This window comes from Geomonas subterranea (assembly GCF_019063845.1).
GTDB lineage: Bacteria > Desulfobacterota > Desulfuromonadia > Geobacterales > Geobacteraceae > Geomonas > Geomonas subterranea.
Genome location: NZ_CP077683.1, coordinates 2,636,361 through 2,660,341, shown reverse-complemented (window position 1 = coordinate 2,660,341; position 23,981 = coordinate 2,636,361). Strand labels below are relative to the sequence as shown.

At 61.8% G+C, this 23,981-nt stretch carries 23 protein-coding genes; 12 read left to right on the top strand and 11 right to left on the bottom strand.

Going from position 1 to position 23,981, the window contains the following annotated elements; all coding sequences use genetic code 11:
* Positions 1-117: 117 nt before the first annotated feature.
* Entirely contained in the window at positions 118-681 is a 564-nt protein-coding gene (locus KP001_RS11570) for a methylated-DNA--[protein]-cysteine S-methyltransferase (RefSeq protein ID WP_217285800.1), read from the top strand.
* Between the two features lie 256 nt (positions 682-937).
* Here the strand turns inward: KP001_RS11570 and mazG are convergent, their stop codons facing one another.
* From mazG to tgt, 3 genes are all read right to left on the bottom strand, one after another.
* The gene (gene mazG, locus KP001_RS11565; protein WP_217285799.1) at positions 938-1,732 is read right to left on the bottom strand and encodes a nucleoside triphosphate pyrophosphohydrolase; all 795 of its coding nucleotides are present in this window, start codon (positions 1,730-1,732) and stop codon (positions 938-940) included.
* Between the two features lie 132 nt (positions 1,733-1,864).
* The gene (locus KP001_RS11560; RefSeq protein ID WP_217285798.1) at positions 1,865-2,212 is read right to left on the bottom strand and encodes a c-type cytochrome; all 348 of its coding nucleotides are present in this window, start codon (positions 2,210-2,212) and stop codon (positions 1,865-1,867) included.
* 9 nt (positions 2,213-2,221) lie between these two features.
* Complete coding sequence (gene tgt, locus KP001_RS11555; RefSeq protein WP_217285797.1) at positions 2,222-3,328, bottom strand: tRNA guanosine(34) transglycosylase Tgt; 1,107 nt, start codon at positions 3,326-3,328, stop codon at positions 2,222-2,224.
* A 437-nt stretch (positions 3,329-3,765) separates the two neighbouring features.
* Here tgt and KP001_RS11550 point away from each other — a divergent pair, with 437 nt between their 5' ends.
* The 6 genes from KP001_RS11550 to KP001_RS11525 all read left to right on the top strand — a co-directional run bounded on the left by KP001_RS11550 (position 3,766) and on the right by KP001_RS11525 (position 10,223).
* Positions 3,766-4,431, top strand: coding sequence for a succinate dehydrogenase cytochrome b subunit (locus tag KP001_RS11550; protein ID WP_217285796.1), 666 nt, complete (start codon positions 3,766-3,768; stop codon positions 4,429-4,431).
* A 9-nt stretch (positions 4,432-4,440) separates the two neighbouring features.
* On the top strand, positions 4,441-6,354 hold the full coding sequence (locus KP001_RS11545) for a fumarate reductase/succinate dehydrogenase flavoprotein subunit (protein ID WP_217285795.1): 1,914 nt from the start codon (positions 4,441-4,443) through the stop codon (positions 6,352-6,354).
* The gene (locus KP001_RS11540; protein WP_217285794.1) at positions 6,354-7,094 is read left to right on the top strand and encodes a succinate dehydrogenase/fumarate reductase iron-sulfur subunit; all 741 of its coding nucleotides are present in this window, start codon (positions 6,354-6,356) and stop codon (positions 7,092-7,094) included. Before KP001_RS11545 ends, KP001_RS11540 begins: the two co-directional genes overlap by 1 nt.
* Before the next feature lie 145 nt (positions 7,095-7,239).
* Complete coding sequence (locus tag KP001_RS11535; protein WP_217285793.1) at positions 7,240-7,557, top strand: hypothetical protein; 318 nt, start codon at positions 7,240-7,242, stop codon at positions 7,555-7,557.
* 166 nt (positions 7,558-7,723) lie between these two features.
* Positions 7,724-9,475, top strand: a complete 1,752-nt coding sequence (locus KP001_RS11530) for a sensor histidine kinase (RefSeq protein WP_239027761.1) — start codon at positions 7,724-7,726, stop codon at positions 9,473-9,475.
* A gap of 10 nt (positions 9,476-9,485) precedes the next feature.
* Complete coding sequence (locus KP001_RS11525) at positions 9,486-10,223, top strand: alpha/beta hydrolase (protein ID WP_217285792.1); 738 nt, start codon at positions 9,486-9,488, stop codon at positions 10,221-10,223.
* A 171-nt stretch (positions 10,224-10,394) separates the two neighbouring features.
* Here KP001_RS11525 and KP001_RS11520 read toward each other — a convergent pair whose 3' ends face one another.
* Positions 10,395-10,895: a rubrerythrin family protein gene (locus tag KP001_RS11520; protein WP_217285791.1), complete on the bottom strand. Its 501-nt coding sequence runs from the start codon at positions 10,893-10,895 to the stop codon at positions 10,395-10,397.
* Positions 10,896-11,114: 219 nt separating this feature from the next.
* Between KP001_RS11520 and KP001_RS11515 the strand changes: the two genes are divergently transcribed.
* The gene (locus KP001_RS11515; protein WP_217285790.1) at positions 11,115-11,699 is read left to right on the top strand and encodes an exopolysaccharide biosynthesis protein; all 585 of its coding nucleotides are present in this window, start codon (positions 11,115-11,117) and stop codon (positions 11,697-11,699) included.
* Between the two features lie 5 nt (positions 11,700-11,704).
* On the opposite strand, the gene KP001_RS11510 is transcribed toward KP001_RS11515, so the two are convergent.
* Positions 11,705-12,028: a cupin domain-containing protein gene (locus KP001_RS11510; RefSeq protein ID WP_217285789.1), complete on the bottom strand. Its 324-nt coding sequence runs from the start codon at positions 12,026-12,028 to the stop codon at positions 11,705-11,707.
* 81 nt (positions 12,029-12,109) lie between these two features.
* Positions 12,110-12,586, bottom strand: a complete 477-nt coding sequence (locus KP001_RS11505) for a tRNA (cytidine(34)-2'-O)-methyltransferase (RefSeq protein WP_217285788.1) — start codon at positions 12,584-12,586, stop codon at positions 12,110-12,112.
* A gap of 262 nt (positions 12,587-12,848) precedes the next feature.
* On the opposite strand from KP001_RS11505, the gene trpB reads away from it, so the two are divergent.
* The 4 genes from trpB (at position 12,849) to KP001_RS11485 (ending at position 17,580) form a co-directional block, all read left to right on the top strand.
* Complete coding sequence (gene trpB, locus KP001_RS11500) at positions 12,849-14,039, top strand: tryptophan synthase subunit beta (protein WP_217285787.1); 1,191 nt, start codon at positions 12,849-12,851, stop codon at positions 14,037-14,039.
* Positions 14,040-14,278: 239 nt separating this feature from the next.
* Positions 14,279-14,971, top strand: coding sequence for a transglycosylase SLT domain-containing protein (locus KP001_RS11495; RefSeq protein ID WP_217285786.1), 693 nt, complete (start codon positions 14,279-14,281; stop codon positions 14,969-14,971).
* 98 nt (positions 14,972-15,069) lie between these two features.
* On the top strand, positions 15,070-15,564 hold the full coding sequence (locus KP001_RS11490; RefSeq protein ID WP_217285785.1) for an LEA/WHy family protein: 495 nt from the start codon (positions 15,070-15,072) through the stop codon (positions 15,562-15,564).
* Between the two features lie 117 nt (positions 15,565-15,681).
* Positions 15,682-17,580: an ABC-F family ATP-binding cassette domain-containing protein gene (locus tag KP001_RS11485; protein ID WP_217285784.1), complete on the top strand. Its 1,899-nt coding sequence runs from the start codon at positions 15,682-15,684 to the stop codon at positions 17,578-17,580.
* A gap of 224 nt (positions 17,581-17,804) precedes the next feature.
* Here KP001_RS11485 and KP001_RS11480 read toward each other — a convergent pair whose 3' ends face one another.
* The 5 genes from KP001_RS11480 to ruvA all read right to left on the bottom strand — a co-directional run bounded on the left by KP001_RS11480 (position 17,805) and on the right by ruvA (position 23,859).
* Positions 17,805-18,512: a DnaA/Hda family protein gene (locus KP001_RS11480; RefSeq protein WP_217285783.1), complete on the bottom strand. Its 708-nt coding sequence runs from the start codon at positions 18,510-18,512 to the stop codon at positions 17,805-17,807.
* A gap of 1 nt (position 18,513) precedes the next feature.
* Positions 18,514-19,527, bottom strand: a complete 1,014-nt coding sequence (gene ruvB / locus KP001_RS11475) for a Holliday junction branch migration DNA helicase RuvB (RefSeq protein ID WP_217285782.1) — start codon at positions 19,525-19,527, stop codon at positions 18,514-18,516.
* A 69-nt stretch (positions 19,528-19,596) separates the two neighbouring features.
* Complete coding sequence (locus tag KP001_RS11470; RefSeq protein WP_217285781.1) at positions 19,597-21,936, bottom strand: ATP-binding protein; 2,340 nt, start codon at positions 21,934-21,936, stop codon at positions 19,597-19,599.
* A gap of 83 nt (positions 21,937-22,019) precedes the next feature.
* Positions 22,020-23,039: a transglutaminase-like domain-containing protein gene (locus KP001_RS11465; RefSeq protein WP_217285780.1), complete on the bottom strand. Its 1,020-nt coding sequence runs from the start codon at positions 23,037-23,039 to the stop codon at positions 22,020-22,022.
* A 220-nt stretch (positions 23,040-23,259) separates the two neighbouring features.
* Positions 23,260-23,859: a Holliday junction branch migration protein RuvA gene (ruvA, locus tag KP001_RS11460; protein WP_217285779.1), complete on the bottom strand. Its 600-nt coding sequence runs from the start codon at positions 23,857-23,859 to the stop codon at positions 23,260-23,262.
* Positions 23,860-23,981: the final 122 nt, after the last annotated feature.

Here is a 23,981-nt window from a genome sequence, read left to right as displayed (position 1 = left end):
AAGGACCGCGCCGCGACTGCGAAATCCACTGGAAAGGGACAGGAACAACATGGTATTGTTTCTGCTGTCCTGACGGATGTAGTCAATCCAGCGCGGTTTTTTTTATGGGAGAAGAGTATGAGAGAGAGGTCGGCCGCTACGGCGTGGACCATGTACGAAACCGGTGCCGGTTACGGGGTGCTGGCGGCGAGCGAGCAGGGTCTGGTTGCCCACCATCTCCCCTACGGCACGGCGTCCGCCGCCGGGGCCCTGGAGCTGGCGGCGACCCTGTACCCGCTGGCAAAAGGGGAGAGCGATCTGACCGCGAAAGGAGCGGCGCTGCTGCGGCGTTATTTCGCGGGTGAGAGGGTTGCTTTCGAGCTTCCCCTCGACCTCGATGGATGCACGCCCTTCCAGAAAACCGTCTACCGTGTGGTAGCCGCCATCCCTTACGGGGCCGTGCTCAGTTATCGGGAGGTCGCCGGGGCGTGCGGCTCCCCCAACGGGGCGAGGGCGATCGGAGGGGCCATGGCGAGAAACCTGCTCCCGGTCATCATCCCCTGCCACCGGGTGGTCGGGGCCAGCGGCGTCATGACCGGGTTCACCGCTCCAGGGGGGACGGAGTCCAAGCGCGGGCTGTTGTCGATGGAGGGGGTGGGTTTCGATGCCCGGGGGGGCGTGATACGGGCCAAAATCGGGTAGTTATGCACAGGATTTCCACCTGGCTGGGGACCTAATTAGGTGTAGCTAATTTTAGTTGAGGTTGATTGACCGCGGATGTATACAATTTATCGTAACTAGCTGATCTTTCGTTCGAATATCGTCGTGGCCAATATTTATGCAGAACGCGGAAACTGCTTAAAAGCCGTAGGTTTCTCAGTTTGTCAACATCGTTATCCACACCTTTTCCACAAAAAGTGTGGATAAGCCGCTGGTTGCCCAAAAATATTAATTAGATTCAACGTTTCTCCAGTTTCTTCGCTTCTTCCCAGAGCAGATCCATCTCCTCCAGGGAGGCATCCTGCAGCTTCCGGCCACCGCCATGCAGGGTCTCCTCTATGTGTTCGAAGCGCCGGGTGAAACGCTGGATGGTCTTTCTGAGGGCCTCCTCCGGGTCGATGGCAAGGAACCGCCCCAGGTTCACGATGGCGAAGAGGAGGTCCCCCAGTTCGGACTCCATCTCCTGCTGGTCGCCGGCGGCCATCGCCTCCTGGAACTCGTGCAGTTCCTCCATCACCTTGGCGAAGACCTGGTCCGTATGCTCCCAGTCGAAGCCGACCCGCGCCGCCTTTTCGGTGATCTTCTGCGCCTTCATGAGCGCGGGGAGGTGCGGCGGGATACCCGAGAGCGCCGACTTGCGCTCGTCTCCCTTTTCACTCTTCTTGATCTTCTCCCAGTTCTCCACCTGCGCGGCGCTGCTCTCGATCACCTGGTCCCCGAAGACGTGGGGGTGGCGGCGCACCAGTTTCTCGTTGATGGCGTCGAGCACCTCGTCCATGGTGAAGGTGCCGCTCTCCTCGGCTATGGCCGCGTGGAACACCGGCTGCAGCATCAGGTCCCCCAACTCCTCCTTCAGAAGCTTCTGGTCCCTGGCGTCGATCGCCTCGATGACCTCGTAGGACTCCTCCAGGAGGTAGCGCTTGAGCGATTCGTGGGTCTGCTCCGCGTCCCAGGGGCACCCGCCGGGGGCGCGCAGCCTGCGCATGATCTCCATGAGGCGGTCGAAGCGGTCTTGTGTGGTTTCAGTGGACATGATGGATCTCCGGAAGGAAGTGTTCCCTCCCCCGGAGGGGGAGGGCAAGGGAGGGGTAATTTTCTGCGGGACTGCGGCCTTCCCCCCTCCCAACCTTCCCCTCCAGGGGGGGGCTGGGGTGAGGGGCTACAGCTACTTGAGTCCGCTCAGGTAGTCGACCAGCGAGTCTATCTGTTTCTTCGAAAAGGTGTCGTAGGGAGGCATCACGGTGCCGGGATAGACCTTCCCAGGCTCGCGGATCACCCGCTCCAGGAAGGTGCGGTCGCGCTTGCTCCCGACGTGGGTCAGTTCGGGGCCGACGACACCCCCCTTGTCCTTCACGATATGGCAGTCCCGGCAGCGTTCGTTGTAGAGTTCCTCGCCGAAAAGCTCCAGCCGGGCCGGGGACTGCTTCGGCGCGGGTGCCTGCGCCTCCTCGTGCTTTGAGCAGCCGCAAAAGAGCGAGAGGACGGTGGCTGCGACAAGAAAGCTTTCTCGCATGGGGATCACCTATTTGCCCTTCAGATAGGCAGCAAGGAACTGCTGCTTGTACTCCACGAAGCGCCCCTCCTCGATCGAGGTGCGGATCTCCGCCATCATGTTCAGGTAGAAGTGCACGTTGTGGATGCTGGCGAGGATCGCCGAGAGCACCTCGTTGGACGTGAACAGGTGGTGCAGGTAGGCCCTCGTGAAGTTGCGGCAGGTGTAGCAGCTGCAGTTGGGTTCCACCGGGTAGAAGTCGCGCCGGTAATTCTTGTTGGTGAGCCGGATGCGGCCGCGGTTGGTGAAGAGGGTCGCGCTTCTTGCGTAGCGGGTCGGGATGACGCAGTCGAACATGTCGATGCCGCGCTCGACGCTCTCCAGGATGTCCTCCGGAAGCCCCACCCCCATCAGGTAGCGCGGCTTGTCCTCGGGGAGATGCGGCGCGGTGTACCCCACGACCTGCTTCAGAAGCTCCAGCCCCTCGCCCACGGAAACCCCGCCGATCGCGTAGCCGGGGAAGTCCATCTTGACCAGGGCCTTGGCGCAGCGCTTCCTCAGGTCCTCGAACACGCTTCCCTGCACGATGCCGAACAGGTACTGGTTCTCGCGCGAGTGGGCGTCGATGCACTGCTTGGCCCAGCGGATGGTCTTCTCGGTGGAGCGCTCCGCGTACGCCTTGTCGCAGGGGTAGGGGATGCACTCGTCGAAGTTCATGATGATGTCGGCGCCGAGGGCCTCCTGGATCGCGACTGCCTTGGCGGGGTCGAGGAAGATCTCCTCGCCGGTGTCCTCGTGGCGGAAGAAGACCCCCTCCTCGGTGATCCGTTTCTTCGGGAGCGAGAAAACCTGGAACCCGCCGGAGTCGGTGAGGATCGGGCCATCCCAGCACATGAACTTGTGCAGGCCGCCCGCCTTCTGCACCAGGGCCTCGCCCGGGTGCAGGTGCAGGTGGTAGGTGTTGGAAAGGATGATCTGGGCACCGGTCTCCTTGACCTGGGCCGGCGTCATCGCCTTCATGGCTGCGTGGGTGGCCACCGGCATGAAAATGGGGGTCTGGATCTCGCCGTGGGCGGTGGTCACTACGCCGCGGCGGGCGCCGGACTTCGGGTCCTTCTTGAGCAGTTTATAAATCATGAACCTTCCTGGTTTCCTAATGTTTTACTGATGGTGGTTATCCTAATTAGCAGAGCGGGGTAAAAAATGCAAGATCGGGGCCGCGTAAGCGTTATTTCAAAACATGGTTACTGCAATTTAGAGGGGGCTAAGATGGCTGAACCATTAATTGTATGCTGTATACAAAAAACTGTTGCAATTTGGTATAACGGCATTTAATATGCGCGTCTATCAACCCGCCGATTTTTATGTTATAGATACCATCCACTGTTGCTAATGTGAGATTAATAAAGGAGAGATCGAATGCAGACACTGAGCCCGTGGCGTGGTCCCCCATCCTCCCCAAGCGGAAGCCGCGAGTCCGCCCCGTGACCCGGTTTTCGGGACTTGTACTCCTCCGGTGTACGCAGCAATCCAACTCAACTGATTAATCGAAAAAAGGCAAAGGGACAAAAAACATGCGAATCTTATCTAGCTCTGTGGGAAGAAAGATCCTGATGTCCATCACGGGTCAGCTCCTGATCATCTTCATCCTGATACACCTGATCGGAAACTCCACCATCTTCTTTGGCCCCAACGGCATCAACGCCTATGCTGAGCACCTGCATAGCCTGCCGCCGCTGGTCTGGGCTTTCCGCCTGTTCATGCTGGCAGCCATCGCCATCCACATCTGCTACGGCGTCACGCTGACCCTGGAGAACAGGGCGGCCAACCCCGGCGCCTACGCCGTAAAAAGGAACCTGAAGGCGAGCTTCGCCTCCGAGAACATGATCTGGACCGGCCTTCTGGTGCTGGGCTTCATCATGTACCACCTGCTTCAGTTCACCATTCACGGCACCCCTGACGTGGTGGTCGGCCTCGATTCCGCCAACCGTCCCGACGTGTTCAGGATGGTCGTGACCAGCTTCGGCAACGCGCTGATCTCGCTGGCTTACATGTTCGCCATGCTGATGCTTTTCCTGCACCTCTCCCACGGCATCCCGAGCTTCCTGCAGACCATGGGGTGGAACAACGAGAAGACCATCCCGGCCTTCGGTACCGGCGGCAAGGTCATCTCCGCCCTCCTCATGCTTGCTTACATCTCGATTCCTGCGGTCATCCTGGCCGGCTTATTGAAACTTTAGGGGGTTCAAGTGATACTCGACGGAAAATGTCCGAAAGGACCGATTCAGACCTCGTGGGACAGGCACCGCTTCGACCTGAAGCTGGTTAACCCCGCTAACAAACGTAAGTACAAAGTCCTCGTTGTCGGCACCGGCCTGGCCGGTGGCGCAGCCGCAGCCACCCTGGGCGAGCTCGGCTACAACGTCGAAGCCTTCTGCTACCAGGACAGCGCACGCCGGGCCCACTCCATCGCGGCGCAGGGCGGCATCAACGCCGCGAAAAACTACCCCAACGACGGCGACAGCATCTACCGCCTGTTCTACGACACCATCAAGGGTGGCGACTTCCGTGCCCGTGAGGCTGACGTCTGGCGTCTGGCCCAGGTGTCCAACAACATCATCGACCAGTGCGTGGCCCAGGGCGTTCCGTTTGCCCGCGACTACGCCGGCTACCTGGACAACCGCTCCTTCGGCGGCGCCCAGGTTTCCCGTACCTTCTACGCCCGCGGCCAAACGGGGCAGCAGCTCCTCCTGGGCGCCTACTCGGCCCTCTCCCGCCAGGTGAAAGCCGGTACCGTCAAGCTCTTCGCCCGCACCGAGATGCTCGACCTCGTGGTGGTCGACGGCGAGGCCAAAGGGATCACCGTCCGCGACCTGATCACCGGCGAGATCCGCACCCACGTGGGCGACGCTGTCGTTCTCGCCACCGGCGGCTACGTGAACGTGTTCTACCTCTCCACCAACGCGATGGGCTGCTCGGTTACCGCCAACTGGCGTGCCCACAAAAAGGGCGCCTTCTTCGCGAACCCCTGCTACACCCAGATCCACCCGACCTGCATCCCGCAGCACGGCGAGCACCAGTCCAAGCTGACCCTCATGTCCGAGTCGCTCAGGAACGACGGCCGCTGCTGGGCTCCGAAGAAAAAAGGTGACAACCGTCACCCCAACGACATCCCCGAAGAAGAGCGCGACTACTACCTGGAGCGGAAGTACCCCTCCTTCGGTAACCTCGCTCCCCGCGACATCGCCTCCCGCGCGGCCAAAGAGCAGTGCGACGACGGGCGCGGCGTCGGCCCCGGCGGCCGCGGCGTGAACCTCGACTTCTCCGACGCCATCAAGCGCGTCGGCGAGCACACCATCCGCGAGCGCTACGGCAACCTCTTCGAGATGTACGAGAAGATCACCGACGAGAACGCCTACAAGCAGCCGATGCGCATGTACCCGGCACCGCACTACTCCATGGGCGGCCTCTGGGTCGACTACAACTGCGAGAGCAACGTCCCGGGCCTCTTCGTCCTGGGCGAGGCGAACTTCTCCGTTCACGGCGCGAACCGCCTGGGCGCTTCCGCGCTGATGCAGGGCCTGGCCGACGGCTACTTCGTCATCCCCTACACCATCGCGAATTACCTCGCGAAGACCAAGCCGGGCGCCGTCAAGGCGGACCACCCCGAGTGCAAGAAGTCGGTAGAGGACGTGAAGTCCTACAACAACCGCCTCTTGAACATCAACGGCAAGAAGACCGTTTCCGAGTTCCACCGCGAACTGGGCAAGATCATGTGGGAAAACGTCGGCATGGCCAGGAGCGAAGAGAGCCTCAAGGACGCCATCAAGCGTATCCCGGTCCTGCGCGAGGAGTTCTGGAAGAACGTCAAGGTCACCGGCAAGGGCGAGGAGCTGAACCAGCAGCTGGAGAACGCCGGCCGCGTGGCGGACTTCCTCGAGTTCGGCGAGCTGATGGCGAAGGACGCCCTGCACAGGAACGAGTCCTGCGGCGGCCACTTCCGCACCGAGCACCAGATGCCGGACGGCGAGGCCAAGCGCGACGACGAGAACTACTGCTACGTTGGAGCCTGGGAGTTCAAAGGTGTCGACAAGGAGCCCGAACTGCACAAGGAGCCGTTGACGTTCGAGAACGTTCATCTGGCGGTAAGGAGTTATAAATAATGAACCTCACACTACACGTATGGCGCCAAAGTGGCCCCAAAGCTCCGGGAAAGCTCGAGCAGTACGAGGCCAAAAACGTAAGCCCGGACCAGTCCTTCCTGGAGATGCTCGACGAAGTGAACGAGCACCTGATCAAAGAGGGGAAGGATCCGATCGCATTCGACCACGACTGCCGCGAGGGTATCTGCGGCATGTGCTCCCAGGTCATCAACGGCGTGCCGCACGGCGGCCAGGAGCGCACCACCGTCTGCCAGTTGCACATGAGGAACTTCAACGACGGTGACACCATCTACATCGAGCCGTGGCGCGCACTTGCCTTCCCGATCCAGAAAGACCTGATCGTGGACAGGAACGCCCTTGAGAAGATCATGCAGGCTGGTGGCTACACCTCCTGCCACACCGGCGGTGTTGCCGACGGCAACGCCATCCTGGTGCCGAAGATCGCCGCCGACTACGCCATGGACGCCGCCGAGTGCATCGGCTGCGGTGCCTGCGTCGCCGCTTGCCCGAACGGTTCGGCCATGCTCTACACCTCGGCCAAGGTTGCCCAGTTGGCCGCCCTGCCGCAGGGCCAGGCGGAGGCCGCCGAGCGCGTCTGCGCCATGACCGAGGCGATGCAGGAAGCCGGCTTTGGCAACTGCTCCAACCACTACGAGTGCCAGGCCGCCTGCCCGAAAGGGATCAACGTCAAGTTCATCGCGAGGCTCAACCGCGAGTACCAGAAGGCGCTCTTCAAGTAACACGGGGCGCACCAGTCGCAAACACGGGGCGGAAGGGAAACCTTCCGCCCTTTTTTTCATCACAGCGCGCCCCGTTTATTCACTTGATTCCGGACCCGAATTGCCTTACTTTCTGGCCCAGCCGGCTTAAGCCGATGGGAGTGATATGGAACTGTTCACCTACGCCTTCGTGGCCAACATCTTTTTGACCTTTATAGACGCCACCATCGGGTACCTTGCCGCACCGGCGCTGGCCGCGCTGATGGGAAGCGGCGAGGAGGGGAGCGAGGAGGGGAGCGAGGGACCGGTCGGGGGGATACGCAGGCTGCTCTCCTTCGTGGTGGCCCTGTACATGTTCTTCAACTGCCTGGCCTACTTCGACCGCATCGGGTGGCTTTTATACTTCACTACCGCGGTTCTCGCCGTCGACATCACCGCGCAACTCGTCATATTCCGCAAGATGACCCGATCCAGGGGGCGCTGACCGGGGCTCACCTGCTCCTCTTTTCCCGGGACAACCTCCTTTCTGTCACAGCTGTCCTTCTCCTTGTTGCAGGGGCGAAAAAACATCTTTATCAGCTTGAGCTAATGTGTTATTTTTAGCCCCCGGCGGTTTTCGCTGCCGTTCCCGGCAGCGCACGAGGTGACACATGAGCGAGATTGGATCGCCCATAGCGAGGTTCAAGTCCTGCATATGGAGCAGGGGGGGCTGCACCATGGAGCAGCACCTTTTCGTGCTGTTGTGCACGATGGCCGCCGCCGCCTCTTTTTTTCTCGTTATACCGACCAACTACCTGCAACACCTCCCCATCTACATCAACGTCTGTGTCGCCGTCTTCGGGACGTTCTCCCTGGTGCTTCTGAACGAAGCGTGCAAGGGGCGCTACCACACGAAATCGCTCTTCTTCCTGTTCATGGCCCTGCTGAACCTGATCTGGTTTCCCAACGGTGCGTCGGAAGGGAGCCTCCCCTTTTACTTCTTCTGCCTGCTGATGTACCTTCCCATTTTTTTCAGGGGGCGTGCCCGGTGGCTGCCGCTGCTTCTCACGGTGATCGACGGCGTAGCCCTCATGGCCCTGGAATTACGGTTCCCCGAGTGGGCCACCCCGTTCAGATCCGAACAGGACCGTGTCTCCGACAACATCGTGGGATTCGCGGTGACGGCCTTGTCGTGCGCGGTGATGCTGTGGACGCTGCTGAGAAATTACGAAGAGGAGCGAAACCGGCTGGTTTCGGTCAACGAGCAACTGCAGCGCGTGATCGTGGAGCGCAGCGCTGTGGAAGGGGCACTGCTGCAGAACAGGGAACTGCTGAACTCTGTCATCGATGGCACCATTGACGCCGTTTTCGTAAAGGACGTCAGCGGGCGTTATCTCCTTTTCAGCAAGGGGGCGTGCCAGATGACGGGAAAGACGCTTGAACAGGTGCTCGGGCGGGACGACCACGCTCTGTTTCCTCCGGAGGTGGCGCTCGAGGTCCTGCGGATGGACCGGGAGGTCCTTGAGGGGAATCAAGCGCATACGTTGGAGTGGGAGTTGGATGGCGTCAACGGGGAGCGCATTCTGCTGGAGGTAATCAAGGGCCCGTTGCACAACAAGGAGGGACAGGTCGTCGGCCTGTTCGGCATCGCGCGAGATGTCACGCAGAGCCGGCGCATGGCGGAGGAACTGCGGCTTTTGAACGAAGATCTGGAGCGGCGGGTTGCAGAACGGACGGCGCGGCTGGAAGCCGCCATGAAGGAGCAGGAGGCCTTCAGCTATTCCGTGTCCCACGACCTGCGCGGTCCGTTGCGCCACATCAACAGCTATGGGGCGATACTGCTCGAGGAGTTCGGCCCTGCCCTGGAACCTGAGGCGCGTGGGTACCTGGAGCGGATCCGCACGTCCAGCAAGAGGATGGGGGACCTGATCGACGACCTGCTTGAGCTTTCGCGCATCGGGCGCTCCGAGCTGAACAAGGCCACGGTGAGCCTGAGCGATCTCGCTTTCGGCATCGGATGCAAGCTGCAGGACGCCGAACCGGCGCGGCGGGTGGACCTCCTGATCGAGCCGGGGATGCAGGTGCAGGGCGACCGGCTGCTACTGGAACTGATGCTGGAGAACCTGGTCGGCAACGCATGGAAGTACTCGAGCATCAGGGAGCGGGCACGGATCGAGTTCGGGTGCTGCCGGCATGACGGTGCGGACGCTTTTTTCATCAAGGACAACGGCGTCGGGTTCGACATGGCCTACCAGGACAAGCTTTTCGGGGCGTTCCAGCGGCTGCACGGCGCCGAGTTTGAGGGAACCGGTATCGGCCTGGCCACGGTGAAGCGCATAGTGGAGCGGCATGGTGGTACGGTCTGGGCCAACGGCGTAGTCGACCAGGGGGCGACCGTCTACTTCACCATGCCAAACGGCTAAGGGGGATGCCGTGGGACGGCTTGGCGTATTATTGCTGGTCTGCCTGGTGGCTATCGTGTTGAGCGCGGCAGCCTGGCAGCGACAGTTGCTCTATTTCCCGACCCACCACGACCGCAGCAACGGACTGGTGCCGTGGCGCGATCAGGGGGAGCTGCTCGGCTTCGCCCGTCCCGTTCCCGCGCCCAGAAACGTCTGGCTCATGCTGCACGGAAACGGCGGGCAGGCGACCGACCGCGCCTACGCGCTCCCTTCGTTTTCCCTGGAGGACAGCGTCTACATCCTGGAGTACCCGGGTTACGGCCGCCGCCCCGGTACCCCTTCCAAAGAAACGCTGGACCGGGCGGCACGGCAGGCGTACCTTCTGCTCCGGCAGCACTATCCGGCCACACCGGTCTGTATCGTTGGGGAATCGATAGGGAGCGGTCCAGCCTGCGCTTTGGCGGGAGTCGAACCTCCGCCGGACAAGATCGTGCTGGTGGCGCCGTTTGACAAGCTGCACCGGGTGGGGCAGTACCACTACCCTTTCCTGCCGGTGCGCCTGCTCCTCTCCGACGATTGGGACAACATCAAGGCTCTCAAGGGGTATCGGGGGAGGGTGGAGATCTTCGGTGCAAGGCAGGACGAGGTGATCCCGGAGAAGTTCGCCAAGAGCCTTGCGGAGAGCAGGCCGGGCACGGTGTTCCGGGAAATAGAAGGTGGGCACAACGACTGGGCGACGCCGGGGCGGGTGAGCATCAGAAACCCGTGACCCTATAAGTCCAGGGCGACTGACGAAAAAACGCGAAGCCGCGAAGCCGCAAAGAAAGGGGGGGGGGGGGAGGTTTTACCCCGCACATCCTTTTCTTTGCGTCTCTGCGGCTTCGCGCCTTTGCGTTGAGGCTGTTGAAAGGGCGCCGCCGTTTTCGGCGGCGCCTTGCCTTTAGGCGATCCTGGTGAACTTGTCCTTCGGGACCATGCAGATGGCGCACTTGTCGGGCGCCTCGTCATAGACGGTGTTGCCGCAGACTTCGCAGACGTAGACGGCACGGTCGGCGAGATCGACGCCGTTTTGTACCGCAGCCAGGGCCTGCTGGTACAGGTCGTGATGGATCTCTTCCACCGCCAAGGCGAACTTGAACGAGTTCTCGGCGGCGCGATGCCCCTCCTGCTTCGCCTGTTCGACAAAGGGCGGGTACATCTTCTGGAACTCGAACCCCTCTCCCTCGATGGCCTCCTTCAGGTTCTCGACGGTGTTCTTGATCCCGTCCATGGCACGCAGGTGCGCGTGAGCGTGCACGGTTTCGGCGTGCGCCGCCGCGCGGAACAGCTTCGCTACCTGCGGTAGCCCCTCCGCTTCGGCCTTCTTGGCGAAGGCAAGATACTTACGGTTGGCCTGGCTCTCTCCGGCGAACGCCTCGGCAAGGTTATCCCTGGTCGACATCTCTTCCTCCTCATTGTGTGAAAATGTGCAGCATGAATATAACGAGGCATCTGTCCCAGTCAAGGCGAGGGGTACATTATATTTGTCTGATATGTATACGTTTTTTGACTGACACTGACGGAGTCGCACAATCTTGACATTGGTGTGCTCCAATGTAATCTTCGTGGGTGTTGCGGAAAGGGTGCCGGTACTGTTGCGGTGGCACCCGCGAGGTACTGCATGGCTCGAGATATCACCACGCTCCAGGAGATGCTCGACCGGATCGGGGATTCGGGGGACAACGAGGGACGTGTCTCTTTGGGGAAAATAGTGGATTCGGTGGGTGACCGCTCCTTCGGGCCGCTGCTGCTCATGGTGGGGGTGATCGCCGCTTCGCCGCTGAGCGGCATGCCGGGAGTGCCGACCGCCACCGGCGTCTTCATCCTGCTGATCGCGATGCAACTGTTTTTGCGCCGGGATCACTTCTGGCTGCCGAAGTGGTTGCTGCGGCGCTCGCTCGCGCAGGACAAGGTGCACAAGGCGATCCGGTGGCTGCTTCCCGTGGCGCGCTTCATCGACCGGTGGCTGCGTCCCCGGCTGCCCGCGCTGATCAGGGGTGGGAGCATCTACCTCATCTCGTTCGTATGCGCGGCGATAGCTGTAGTGATGCCGATGATGGAACTGGTTCCCTTCTCCGCGCATGGCGCCGGCCTCGCCCTTTCCGCCTTCGGGCTGGCCCTGATCTCGCGTGACGGTCTTCTCGCGCTGATCGCGTTCGCAGTAACGGCGGTGAGTTTCGCGGTGGTGATCTACCAGTTCGGCTGAAAAGGCTAGGGGAGGTACTCTTCGCGCACCGGGGAGAACACCTCGATGGCCACGGAATCCTCGAGTATGTCGGCGTTGTGCCGTGCTCCCCCCGCGATGCACCAGCTGTCCCCCGGCTGCAGCTCCCTTTTGTCACCGTCGATGCTGAGCCTGATCCGGCCGCTCACCAGGTACCCGGTCTGTTCGTGCGGGTGGCTGTGCAAGGGGAGCAGCGCCCCCTTCTCCAGGAGAAACTCCACCATCAGTGTCTTCTCGCCATGCACCAGGGTTTTTTGGCGGATCCCCGGCAGCACCTGCTGGTAACCTGCGTCGCTTTTCTCCTCGAACATGCGTTCTCCTTATGCTTCGTTCCCCGTCCACGTGCGGGAGCGGGCAGGGGAGGGGTAATCCTGCGTCTTCCCTTTTACTGACTATGCACCGTCCAGCGCGCCGGTCTGGCGCAGCGCCTCGTAGAGAACGATGCCGGCCGAGGTGGAGAGGTTCAGGCTGCGAACCTTCCCAATGATCGGGATCCGCACCGCGGTTTCCGGATTCGACTCGATGAGCTCCTCCGGAAGCCCCTTGGTTTCCTTTCCGAAAACGATGAAATCGCCGGAGCGGAAGGCGAATTCGAGGTAGCTTTTAGGCGCCTTCTTGCTGGTGTAGATGAAGCGCCCCTGCGGGAAGGACCTCTGCAGCGCGTCGAGGTCGTCCCAGTAGCGGATGTCGACTTCGCTCCAGTAGTCGAGCCCGGCCCGTTTGAGGTAACGGTCGTCGGTGGAGAAGCCGAGCTTGCCGACCAGGTGCAGGATGGTGCCTGTGGCGCCGCAAAGCCTGGCGATGTTGCCGGTGTTGGGTGGAATCTCCGGCTCCACCAGCACTATGTGAAATGGTTGTTGCAGGGACATCGGTGACCTCGAAAAGGGGGCTTTTAAGGAAGCAAAAAAGGACTCTGTCACAGGAAAAAAAGGACAGGATGAGACGAATTTCGAGCCCGAAAACGAGCTTCTTGAACAGGTGATATTTGTAGCTCAAAGCAAAAAATAAGGCAAAGAGAAACGGCTAAAAGCCTGTAACGGCGGGGGTTGTCTGGGGGGTAAGCTCTGTAAGCTTGCAATTTATCGACAGATAGTCTATAATGCTCCCCTCACACACCTACCGGAGGCAACTTTGGACACGCCTGACAACAGTGGTCACTTCGGCCGTTTCGGCGGCAGATACGTATCGGAAACGCTCATGCCGGCGCTGCTCGAACTCGAGCAAGCGTACAACCATTTTCGCAACGAAAAGGGGTTCCGGGATGAGTTCGCCTACTACCTGCGCCAGTACGTCGGCCGCCCCAATCCGCTCTATTTCGCCGAAAAACTGACCCGGAAAATGGGGGGCGCGAAGATCTATCTGAAGCGCGAGGACCTGAACCACACCGGCGCACACAAGGTGAACAACACCATCGGCCAGGCGCTGCTTGCCAAGCGGATGGGGAAGAACAAGGTGATCGCCGAGACCGGCGCCGGCCAGCACGGCGTGGCGACTGCGACCGTCGCGGCGCTCTTCGGCATGGAGTGCGAGGTGTTCATGGGCGAGGAGGACATCCGCCGCCAGTCCCTGAACGTGTTCCGGATGAAGCTGTTGGGCGCCAAGGTAAACCCGGTCAGCTCCGGCACTGCGACCCTGAAGGACGCCATGAACGAGGCGATGCGCCAGTGGGTGACCAACGTCGAGGATACATTCTATATCATCGGCACCGTCGCCGGTCCCCATCCCTATCCGGTCATGGTGCGCGACTTCCAGGCCATCATCGGCCAGGAGGCGAGGGCGCAGCACCTCGAGGCCGAGGGGCGGCTTCCTGACTACCTGGTCGCAGCAGTCGGTGGGGGGAGTAACGCCATCGGGCTCTTCCATCCCTTTGTCAACGACGAGTCGGTGCGGATGATCGGCGTCGAGGCCGCCGGCTACGGCATCGACAGCGGCAAGCACGCCGCACCGCTTACCGCCGGCAGCGTCGGCGTGCTGCACGGCAACAAGACCTACCTTCTGCAGGACGAGTTCGGACAGATAGCCCATGCCCATTCCATTTCGGCCGGACTGGACTACCCGGGCGTCGGGCCGGAACACTCGTACCTGAAGGAGATCGGACGGGCCACCTACGTCTCCGTCACCGATGATGAGGCCCTGGACGCTTTCCAGGTGCTGACCCGTGAGGAGGGGATCATTCCCGCCCTGGAGTCTTCCCACGCAGTCGCCCATGCACTGCGTCTGGCTCCGACTCTTTCCGCCAATGAGAGCATCGTCGTCTGTCTGTCGGGCAGGGGCGATAAGGACATCCATACCGTGGCCGATGTTATGGGGGTTCAGCTTTAATATAGAAAATTCGAGGTTTTAGTGGGGGAGCTCCGCTGGGCGGGGCTCCTTTTTTATTCGACGTGATTGTAAAAAATTAATGTATCGCTTGCAATTCTGTCGGGTTTGATTACACTGATAACCTCAGATTGGCGACGAGCCAATGTGATTCCAATGAAAGGAGATGATTGGCGCGGGCTTCACTACCGACATTTAGTATCTCTACCTAAAGCCGGCAAAAGCCATATCAACAGCGATTTATGAAACGAAAACTTGCATTGCTGGTCGCGGTGCTCTTGATGAACGCATCGTGCGACCAGTCCCACCTGCAGCAGGCGCAGGTACCGGTGACTCCCTCGGTGTCGGAGTCGGACCGGGCGTTGCTGACCTGGGCTGAGGGGAGCGAGAAGCAGGGAGAGAAATCCCCCGCGACACCCCCGGCCGTGCAGATGGATCTGCCCAAGGCGGCAGAACTCGACGGAAGGAAGAAACTGGTTCCCGCCATCTACGCCACCTTCGCTCGCAGGACTACACCTGCCAGGGCCAAGTGGCTCGCGGAAATCTGCTACGAGAAGACAGAGGGAACGAAATTCACGCCGCTGGACCTGGCTGAGATAGCTCTGGCGGAAACAGGCGGACACAAGCTCTCCTCAAGAGCGGTATCCACCAAGGGTGCCCTGGGGGTCTGGCAGTTGATGCCGGAGCGGGCGGAAAGCCACGGCTACACCCCGCAGGACATGTGGGATGACGAGAAGTGCGCGGAAGCGGCCGTGAAGGAGCTTTACGAAAAGCTGGACATGGCCAAGGGGAACATGGGCCGCGCCAAGAGGCTCTACTGCGGCACCGGGCCGGCGGCGAGGGCCTATGACAAGATCCGCAAACGCTTCAGAACGGAGATACTGCGGGAGATGCAAAGGGGCATGCTGATGCAGCAGGTCGCCGTCAACGGATAGTCCTTTTGCTGTTTGAGCTACGGTTGTGCTATAGTGGGCGGGTTCTTTCGGGAGCCCGCCCGCTTTTTATTCGGGACACGATTTATCAGGAGAGAGTTGTGAGGAAAATAGTCTGCCTTTTGTCACTGATAGTTCTTCTTTCCGGGTGCGGCAAGCTGGTCAGCGCACCCGTGGTCACCGTGCAGGATCTCAACGTGGTCTCGGTCGATCCGGCCGGTGCGGGGATGGAACTGTACCTCAAGGTGCGAAACACCAACAGCTTCGACGTGCAGCTGCAGGGGTACAGCTATGACATCAAGATCATGGCGCTCCCCTTGGCCAAGGGGGGGGCGCGTGAAGAGGTCAATTTCCCCGCCAACGAGGAGACCGACGTCCGCATCCCGATCCGCATCACCTATTCCGACCTGCTGGAGATCCTCAAGCGCAAGCCTGACCCGGACAAGATCCCGTACCAGGTGGCGGCCGGGCTCGACCTTGAGACGCCGATGGGGCAGATGACGGTTCCGGTCAAGAAAAGCGGCACCTATGCCATTCCCAAGAAGTACCGCCCGGCAGCCATCTTCGGCAAACTCGCCGACTTTTTGAAATTCTAAAAACCGTTGGTCGGACCTTCGCGCTGAGCGCTACGGTCGGCAAGTTCGGAGACAGAGAGCCCCCCTCCAAGGGAAACCGGGGGGCACCTCTTCCTGTCCGGCCTGCGTGGAGATTTTATGAACGTTGTTGATATCACGGGGCTTTCCAAGAGCTTCGGCTCCCGTGTCCTGATGGACGGCGTCACTTTCGCCGTGGGGGAGGATGAGCGGGTGGGGCTGATCGGGGCCAACGGCGCCGGAAAGTCGACCCTGCTGACCATCCTCGCCGGGGCCGAGGACCGCGACGGCGGCTCCATCGCCATGAAACGCGGGGCGTCGGTCGGTTACCTGAGCCAGGAGCCGGTCCTCGACGATAGCGCCACCGTCGCCTCCGAGATCGAGAGCGGCCTCACCGCCATCCGTGCCGCCATGGCGAGCTTCAACGAACTCTCCGAGAAGATGGCCGCCAATCCGCCCGACATGGACCGCCTGCTCGCCCGCCAGGGGGAACTCTCGGTCTGGATCGAGCATCACGGCGGCTGGAACACCGACCATCGCGTGCTGGAGATGATGACCCACCTGCAGCTTCCCGACCCGAACCAGGTCATCGGAACGCTTTCCGGCGGGACCAAGCGCCGGGTCGCCCTGGCCAAGCTGTTGCTGCAGGCTCCGGAGCTGCTGCTTTTGGACGAGCCGACCAACCACCTGGATGCCGACACCACGCAGTGGCTCCAGGAGCACCTGAAGGCCTACCCCGGCGCCGTCATGCTGATCACCCACGACCGCTACTTCCTGGACCAGGTGGTGACCCGGATGCTGGAGTTGGAGCGGGGCGCCCTCATCTCCTACCAGGGCGGGTACTCCACCTACCTCACGCTGCGCGAAGAACGCCTCATGGGCGAGGCGAACCGCCGCTCGCGCCTTTTGAACCTGCTGCGCATCGAGACCGACTGGATCCGGCGCGGTCCCCCGGCGCGCTCCACCAAGCAGAAGGCGAGGATCGACCGCTACCATGCCCTCGAAGACACCCTCTCGGGACCTGCGCGCCGCGAGCTCAAGATCGGTTTCAACACCGAGGAGGGGCTCGGGGGTACCATACTCGAGTTCGACGGCGTAGCAAAAGGGTTCGGGGAGAGAAAGCTCGTCAACCGGCTCAGCTTCGGCATGAAGCGCGGCGACCGGATCGGCGTGATCGGCCCCAACGGCTGTGGCAAGACCACCCTGATCAGGATGATCATGGGGGAGGAGGAGCCCGACCAGGGGAGGGTTGTGGTCGGCAAGAAGACCAGGATCTCCTACTTCGACCAGTTGCGCGAAGTGCTCGATCCCAACCAGACCATCTACGACTTCTTCGGCGAAGGGGACTACGTGACCACCGCCAACGGGGAGAAGCGGCACAAGATCGGCTACCTGGAGGACTTCCTGTTCTCGGGTGAGGACCGCAGGCGGCCGGTGGGGAGTCTCTCCGGCGGCGAGAAGAGCCGGCTGATCCTGGCGAGACTCATGCTGCAGGATTCGAACCTGCTGGTGCTGGACGAGCCGACCAACGACCTGGACATCCCGACCCTGCAGTTGCTCGATGCCTCCATCGCCGCCTTCCCCGGCTGCGTCCTCATGGTGACCCACGACCGCTTCTTCCTGGACAAGGTGGCCACCGGCGTATTGGCCTTCGAAGGGGACGGCGAGGTGGTGTTCTACGAGGGGAACTACACCAACTACCGCGAGCGCAAGGAGGCGGCCCGGGCGGCGGCATCGGCGCAGCGGGTCGAGAAGAAGGAAGCCCAGGCGGCCAAGGCGGAGAAGCCCAAAAAGGGACTCACCTATGCCGAGCGTATCGAGTTGGAGAAGCTGGAGGGGAGCATCGAGGGGCTGGAGCAGGAGTTCGCCCGGGTGCAGGAGCTCTTGGGGGATCCCTCCCGCTACGACACGGTCGAAGGGGGCATCGCCGCCATCACCGCCGACTACGGCAGGCTCGAGACGGAGCTGGCCACAGCGTACGGGCGGTGGGAGGAGCTGGAGACGAAGAAGGGAAGTTGATGGTGGACAACTGACACTCTGCCGGCCGTTTTGCATCAAAAAAAGGCTTCTGAGGGCACGTCCCTGCAGAAGCCTTTTTTTATGGTGGAATGCATCGTCTTGGGCCGTGGTCCCCTCTCCCTCCGGGAGAGGGTGCCCGAAGGGCGGGTGAGGGCTCTTCCGGCTGCCGCCATGTTACCTTCAAAGGCAAGGGGGACAGGCACCTGGCGGAGCCGGTCCCCTTGTCAGTTGCCTTTAAAGATTTCCTTGGCAAGCCTCAGGCTCACCTTTCTCTTGGTGGCTATGGCGGTGCGGTTGATGGTCTCCAGCGCGTAGACGAGCGACGGGATGTCGCGCCGCACCTTCAAGAGCATCTCGTCGATCACCTCGTCGGGCAGGGTCATCTGACGGTCTTCGGCGAGCTTCTTCAGGATCATGCGCCTGGACTCGTCGTCCGAGACGTCCATGCGCGCCACCAGCCCCCACAAGAGCCGGCTGGTCAGGTGCCCGTCCAGGTGCGGCAGCTCCTTCGGGGGAGTAAGACCCGATATGGCGATTTTCCTTCCCGAACCGTAGAAGGCGTTGAACAGCTCCCAAAGCTCGACCCTCAGCTCCTGGCGGTCCGGCAGCAGGTCCAGGTCGTCGAGGATGAGGGCCTTGGCGCCGGCGAAGTGCTCGGCTAGACGCGAGGGGCCTTCGCTGCCGTGGCTCTTGCCGTAAAGGGCATTGGCGTCACGGAAGGAGAAGTACCTGCCGTCGATGGTGCTGGAGAGGGCGGTCAACAGGTGGGTCTTGCCGGAGCCTTCGGGGCCGTAGATGTAGAGGAGGTTCTCGGCGTCGCTGCCGCTGGCAAGCCTCTGCGCGAATTGATAGGCGGTCTTGTTGCCGCCGCAGACCACGAAGTTCTCGAAGCAAAAGCGCGGGACGACGGGAAAGTCGAAGATCATCTGCATTCTAGAACAACCTTCCCTGCGGCGGCTCAGGGGCGATCCTGCCGAAATGGCTGTAGGCCGCGGCGGTGGCGACGCGTCCACGCGGGGTGCGGTTCAGGAAACCGTTCTGGATCAGGAAGGGCTCGTAGACGTCCTCGATGGTGTCGCTCTCCTCGCTGATGGCCGCCGCGATGGTGTCGAGCCCCACCGGCCCCCCCCCGAACTTGTCGATGATGGTCAAAAGGATGGCCCGGTCCATGGTGTCGAAACCCATGTCGTCGATCTCGAGAAGCGCCAGCGCCTGGTCCGCTACCGCGCGGGTGATCACGCCGTCGGCACGCACCTGGGCGAAGTCGCGCACGCGGCGCAGCAGACGGTTGGCGATCCTCGGTGTGCCGCGGCTTCTGCGCGCCAGTTCCAGCGCGCCGTCCGGCGCGATCTCCATGCCGAAGATGCGCGCGGAGCGGGTGATGATGAAGGCGAGCTCGTCGTGGGTGTAGAACTCGAGCCGGGAGATGACGCCGAAGCGGTCCCTGAGCGGCGAGGAGAGGAGACCGGCGCGGGTGGTGGCGCCCACCAGGGTGAACTTGGGGAGGTCGAGCTTGATGGTGCGCGCGCTCGGTCCCTGGCCGATGATGATGTCGAGCTGGAAGTCCTCCATGGCGGGGTAGAGGATCTCCTCCACCACGTGGGAGAGGCGGTGGATCTCGTCGATGAAGAGGACGTCGTGCGGCTCCAGGTTGGTCAGGATGGCGGCCAGGTCGCCGGGGCGCTCGATCACGGGCCCTGAGGTGGACTTGATGTTCACCCCCATCTCGCAGGCGATGATGTTGGCCAGGGTGGTCTTCCCCAGTCCCGGCGGGCCGTACAAAAGCACGTGGTCCAGCGCCTCGCCCCTGCCGCGCGCGGCGTCGATGAAGAGCCCGAGGTTCCCCTTCGCCTTCTCCTGTCCCACGTAGTCCGCCAGCGCTCGGGGGCGCAGTGATGCTTCTAGAAGGTCGTCTTCGGACCTCTCGGCGCTGATAAAGCGGCTCATACCTCTCCTTGCCGGCGGCTCATGCCGCCCGAATGCAGGGAGCCAAATTATAACAGTTGAGGGTAAAGGTCAAGGGGCATGCCCGGCGGGCGCGGGGGAGGACATCAGCTCGTGTGTCTTGGCGAGAAGCACCTTCGCGGAGAATGGCTTGGCTAGAAAGGGGGCGTCCCACTGGAGTATGTCCTGCAACGAAACGGACTTCGCGGGGTAGCCGGAAATGAACATCACCTTGAGCTGCGGTTGCCGCTCCCTGATGGCCTGGTACAGCTCCGGGCCACTCATCCCGGGCATCACCACGTCGGAGACCATCAGGTCGAAGCTGGTGCCGGCGCACGCCTCCATCGCCTCGGGACCGCTCGCCACGCTGGTCACGCTGTAGCCGTGATCCTGCAGCGCGCTTTCCAGGAAGTCGCGCACCGCCTTTTCGTCCTCGACCACCAGGATTTTCCCCTCCCCACGCGGAATGGCGGCCGCCTCGGGTGCCGGTTGGGCAGCCTCTATCCTGTCGATGCGGGGGAGGTAGATTCGGAAGGTGGTACCCCTGCCCGGCTCGCTATACACGGAGATGCTCCCCTGGTGCTGCTTGACCACGCCATGCACCGTCGAGAGGCCGAGACCGGTCCCCTCGCCGGGCCCCTTGGTGGTGAAGAAGGGCTCGAAGATGCGGGACCTGGTCGTCTCATCCATACCCGAACCCGTGTCGCTCACCGAGATCACGGCATAGCGCCCGGGAGGCATCCCCTCCTCGATCCAGCGGTCCGACTTCTGCAGCACGACCCCCGTGGTTTCTATGGTGATGGTCCCACCGGGTGCCATGGCATCACGGGCGTTGACCGCCAGGTTTAAAAGGACCTGCTGCAGCTGCGCGGCGTCGGCCCTGATGCACAGATCGTCGGAGGCGAGGTTTACCTGGAATTTTATGTCCTCGCTGATCAGGCGGCGCAGCATCTTCGATTGTGACAGCACCTCGTCGTTGAGGTTCAACTCCTTCATGGAGAGAACCTGCTTCCGGCTGAAGGCGAGGATCTGCCGGGTGAGGTCGGCGGCCCGGGTGGCCGCGTCGAGCACGCCGTGGATGGCCCTGGCCCCCTTGGTCTCGGCGGGGATGTCGATGAGCGCTATTTCGGCGCCGCCGATGATCGCGGTGAGCAGGTTGTTGAAGTCGTGCGCGATCCCCCCAGCCAGGACGCCGATCCCCTCCAGTTTCTGCGCCTGGAGCAGTTGTCTCTCCAGCATATTGCGCTGGGAGATGTCGAGGAAGGTGACCACGCCTCCGACCAGTTCCCCGTCACGCATGATGGGATGGGACCAGTACTCCACGGGGATGGCGGTGCCATCTTGCTTGCGGAAGTTCTCGTTCAGGTTATGGCTGCCGTGACCGGCGGCCAGCATCCGGCAGATGGGACATTCGTACTCCTCCATTGCGGTTCCATCGGAGGCGGCATGCCCAAGAAAGGTGTGCATGTGGTTGCCGATGATTTCCTCGGCTGTTTCGTAACCCAAAAGCCTGACACAGGCGGGGTTGCAGAAGGTACAGGTCCCGCCGCGGTCGATGGCGAAGATGGCCTCCGCCGTCGAGTTGAACAGCAGCCGGATATGCTCCTCGCGCTCCGCGAGCGCTTCCCGAATCCTGATCTGATCCTCCAGGGCCTGCCGCAACTGCACGGTTCGCCTGGCCACGGTCTCTTCCAGTTCGTGCTTGGTGATCAGCGTGGTGGAGAAGCGTTCCGCCATCTCGTTGAAAGCCGCGCCGATTTCGGCGATTTCCCGGTGGCGGTCCTGATGGACGCGGCTCGAGAAGTCTCCCGAGGTGATCTCCCGGATGCCGTCCAGAAGCGGCGTGATGGAGCGGTTCAGCAGCCTGCGGACGATGACGAGGCCCAGGAACAGGGCGATGAGCGAACCGAGCACCACGGCCAACGCGGTCCTGATCACCAGGGCCCGCTCCCTTTGGGTGATCGGTTCCAGGTCGATCCCCACGGCGATCATGGCGACCGGTCCCCCGCTGGCGATGGAGGTTATCGTGCCGAACGTCATCTCGCTGCGGGCCATGCTCTCCCTGGACTGCGCCCGCACCGGGAAATCGAATTCCTGCACACCTCCGGTAACCTCTTTCATCCAGCGTGCCGCCAGTACCTCCCCGTCCAGGGACTTCACCATGACGAAGGCGACTTCCGGGTCAACGGTCGCCGACTCGAGCACGCGGGCGACATGCCCCAGTTCCCCCTCCACCAGTGGCGTGTAGACGTCGCTGGTGACCTGGCGTCCTATCATCTCCACCCGGTGTGACAGGTTTTCATGCAGGATCGCCCTTTGCTGGGAAACGAAGAAAAAACCGATGGTACTGCCGAGCGCCAGGATGACCAGTAGGAGTATCAGGTTGATGGAGATGTTGAGGCTCAGGCGCATGAAGGCTCCCGGGGCTCCCCTTTTGGGGCGGTGGCGGGGAGTGGTCCCCGGTCGTGTGGAAGGCAGGCGCGCGGCACGGGAGATCAGCGTTCCCGGAACTTCACGGTATAGGCGAAGGTGTCAGGGCGGCAGTAGTCGAGGCTCTTGCCGTCCACCTCGGCGTAGGGGTACATGAAGTAGTTCACCTTTTCCTTGTTCCCCTCGGTGAAGACGATGCCACGCTCCCCCTTTTGCAGCACGATGCGGAATTCGTCCACCGCGCCGAAGTAGTATTCGCGATACGGCTTGGCCGCCGCCACGCTGAGGTTCTTCTCCAGGACCGCCTTGCTGACGTCGGCCGGGTCCACCGGCACCCAGCCGGTGCCGGGGAGGTAGAATTCGGCCCAGCAGTGGTGCCCGTTGGAGATGTCGGTCTGTCCCGGGCGCCCAAGCCTCAGGCCGAAGACCTCGCGGGCGGGAACGCCGGAGGCGCGCGCCAGGGCGACGAAGAGGGTGCTGATGTCGGCGCACTTGCCGCTGCGGGCGGCCAGGGTGGCCTGCACGTTGCCGACGCCGCACCCCGGCACCTTCGGGTCGCGCTTGGTGTTGTCGACCACCCAGTCATAGACGGCGCGGGACTTGTTGAGGATCCCCTTCTTGCCGGCGGTGATCCGGTGCGAGAGTGCCTTGACCTTCTTGTCGTCGGAGGGAATCCAGAATTCCGATTTCACGTACTTGGCGACTTCCGCCGGGATGGGGGCGGGGCGCTCCACCAGCCTCGACACCTTGCGCTCCTGCGCCGTGGCGTCGAAGGTCACGTTCAGGTGCCTCTCTTTCTGCGGCCCGCGCCATTCGGTGTACAGGTAAAGCGCACCGCTTTGCGGCTCGCGGGATAGCGTGAAGGTGGCATAGTTGCCGTCGAAGTGGAGGTTCTCGATCTTCTGGTTGAGGTCCGAGGTGGGGTAGGGGAACCACATCTTGACGTTCTGTGCCTGCTGGGGGGAGTCGAGCGTTATGGAAAAGGTTACCGATCCGCTACGCTCCTTTGCTGGGGCACAGATGCCTGTCATAGGCACAGCCAGAACCATCAGGAAAACCATCACCGTCCTCATTGTCGTACGCATAGTTTTTTCCTTCCAGGATCAAGTTTATGCTAAGTCAACAAAAGATCACGGTAATTGTATCCTATCGAGGATTACATTCAATCGCATGGCGGAATGCGGCACTCATAAAAAAGTGAAAAAGAGTGCGCAGACAAGGGAGGTTCTTTCTGACGGGGGGGGATGGGATCTAGAGGAGGGAAATGCCAGTGCCGGAGCACGTTCTGCGGGCTCCGGCAGGTGACTATTTCATCAGTTTCTTCAGGGCCAGTTTGAGACCTGACTCCACTGTGGCATCTTCGGGGAATTTCAGCTCAGCCAGTGCTTTTTGTACTACATTCTCCTTGTAGCCCAGGTTGATCAACGCGGAGAGGACATCCTCGCGGACCTCCGGTTTGGGCGGCGCCGCAGCGGTGCCGGGCGTGGAGGGCGCCAACCCCAGCTTCTTCATCTTTTCCTTCAGTTCCAGCACGAGACGCTCCGCGGTTTTCTTGCCGATGCCGGGGATGGCGGAAAGCCTCGCGATGTTGCCGCTCACCAGCGATTCGGAAAGCTCCGCCGGTTCGCTGTTGGAGAGGATGCCGTTTGCGAGCTTGGGGCCGACCCCTGAGACGCCGATCAGCAGCTGGAACAGTTCCTTCTCCTGCTGGGTACGGAAGCCGTACAGGTTTATTGCGTCCTCTTTGACCGAGGTGTGGATCTGCAGCGTCGCGGTGCTCCCCTCGGCGGGAAGGGCGTAGTAGGTGGAGAAGGGGATGAATACCTGGTAGCCCACGCCGTTCACGTCCAGGATGACGTAGTCGGGGGCCTTGTGTGCGATCTTGCCGGTGAGAAGGGCGATCATTTAAACCTCAATGGACAACTGATAGCATCCCCTCTCCCTTTGGGGGAGGGCTAGGGTGAGGGGATTAGCGAGCGAATCCTCCCTCACCCGCCCTTCGGGCACCCTCCCCCGGCGGGAGAGGG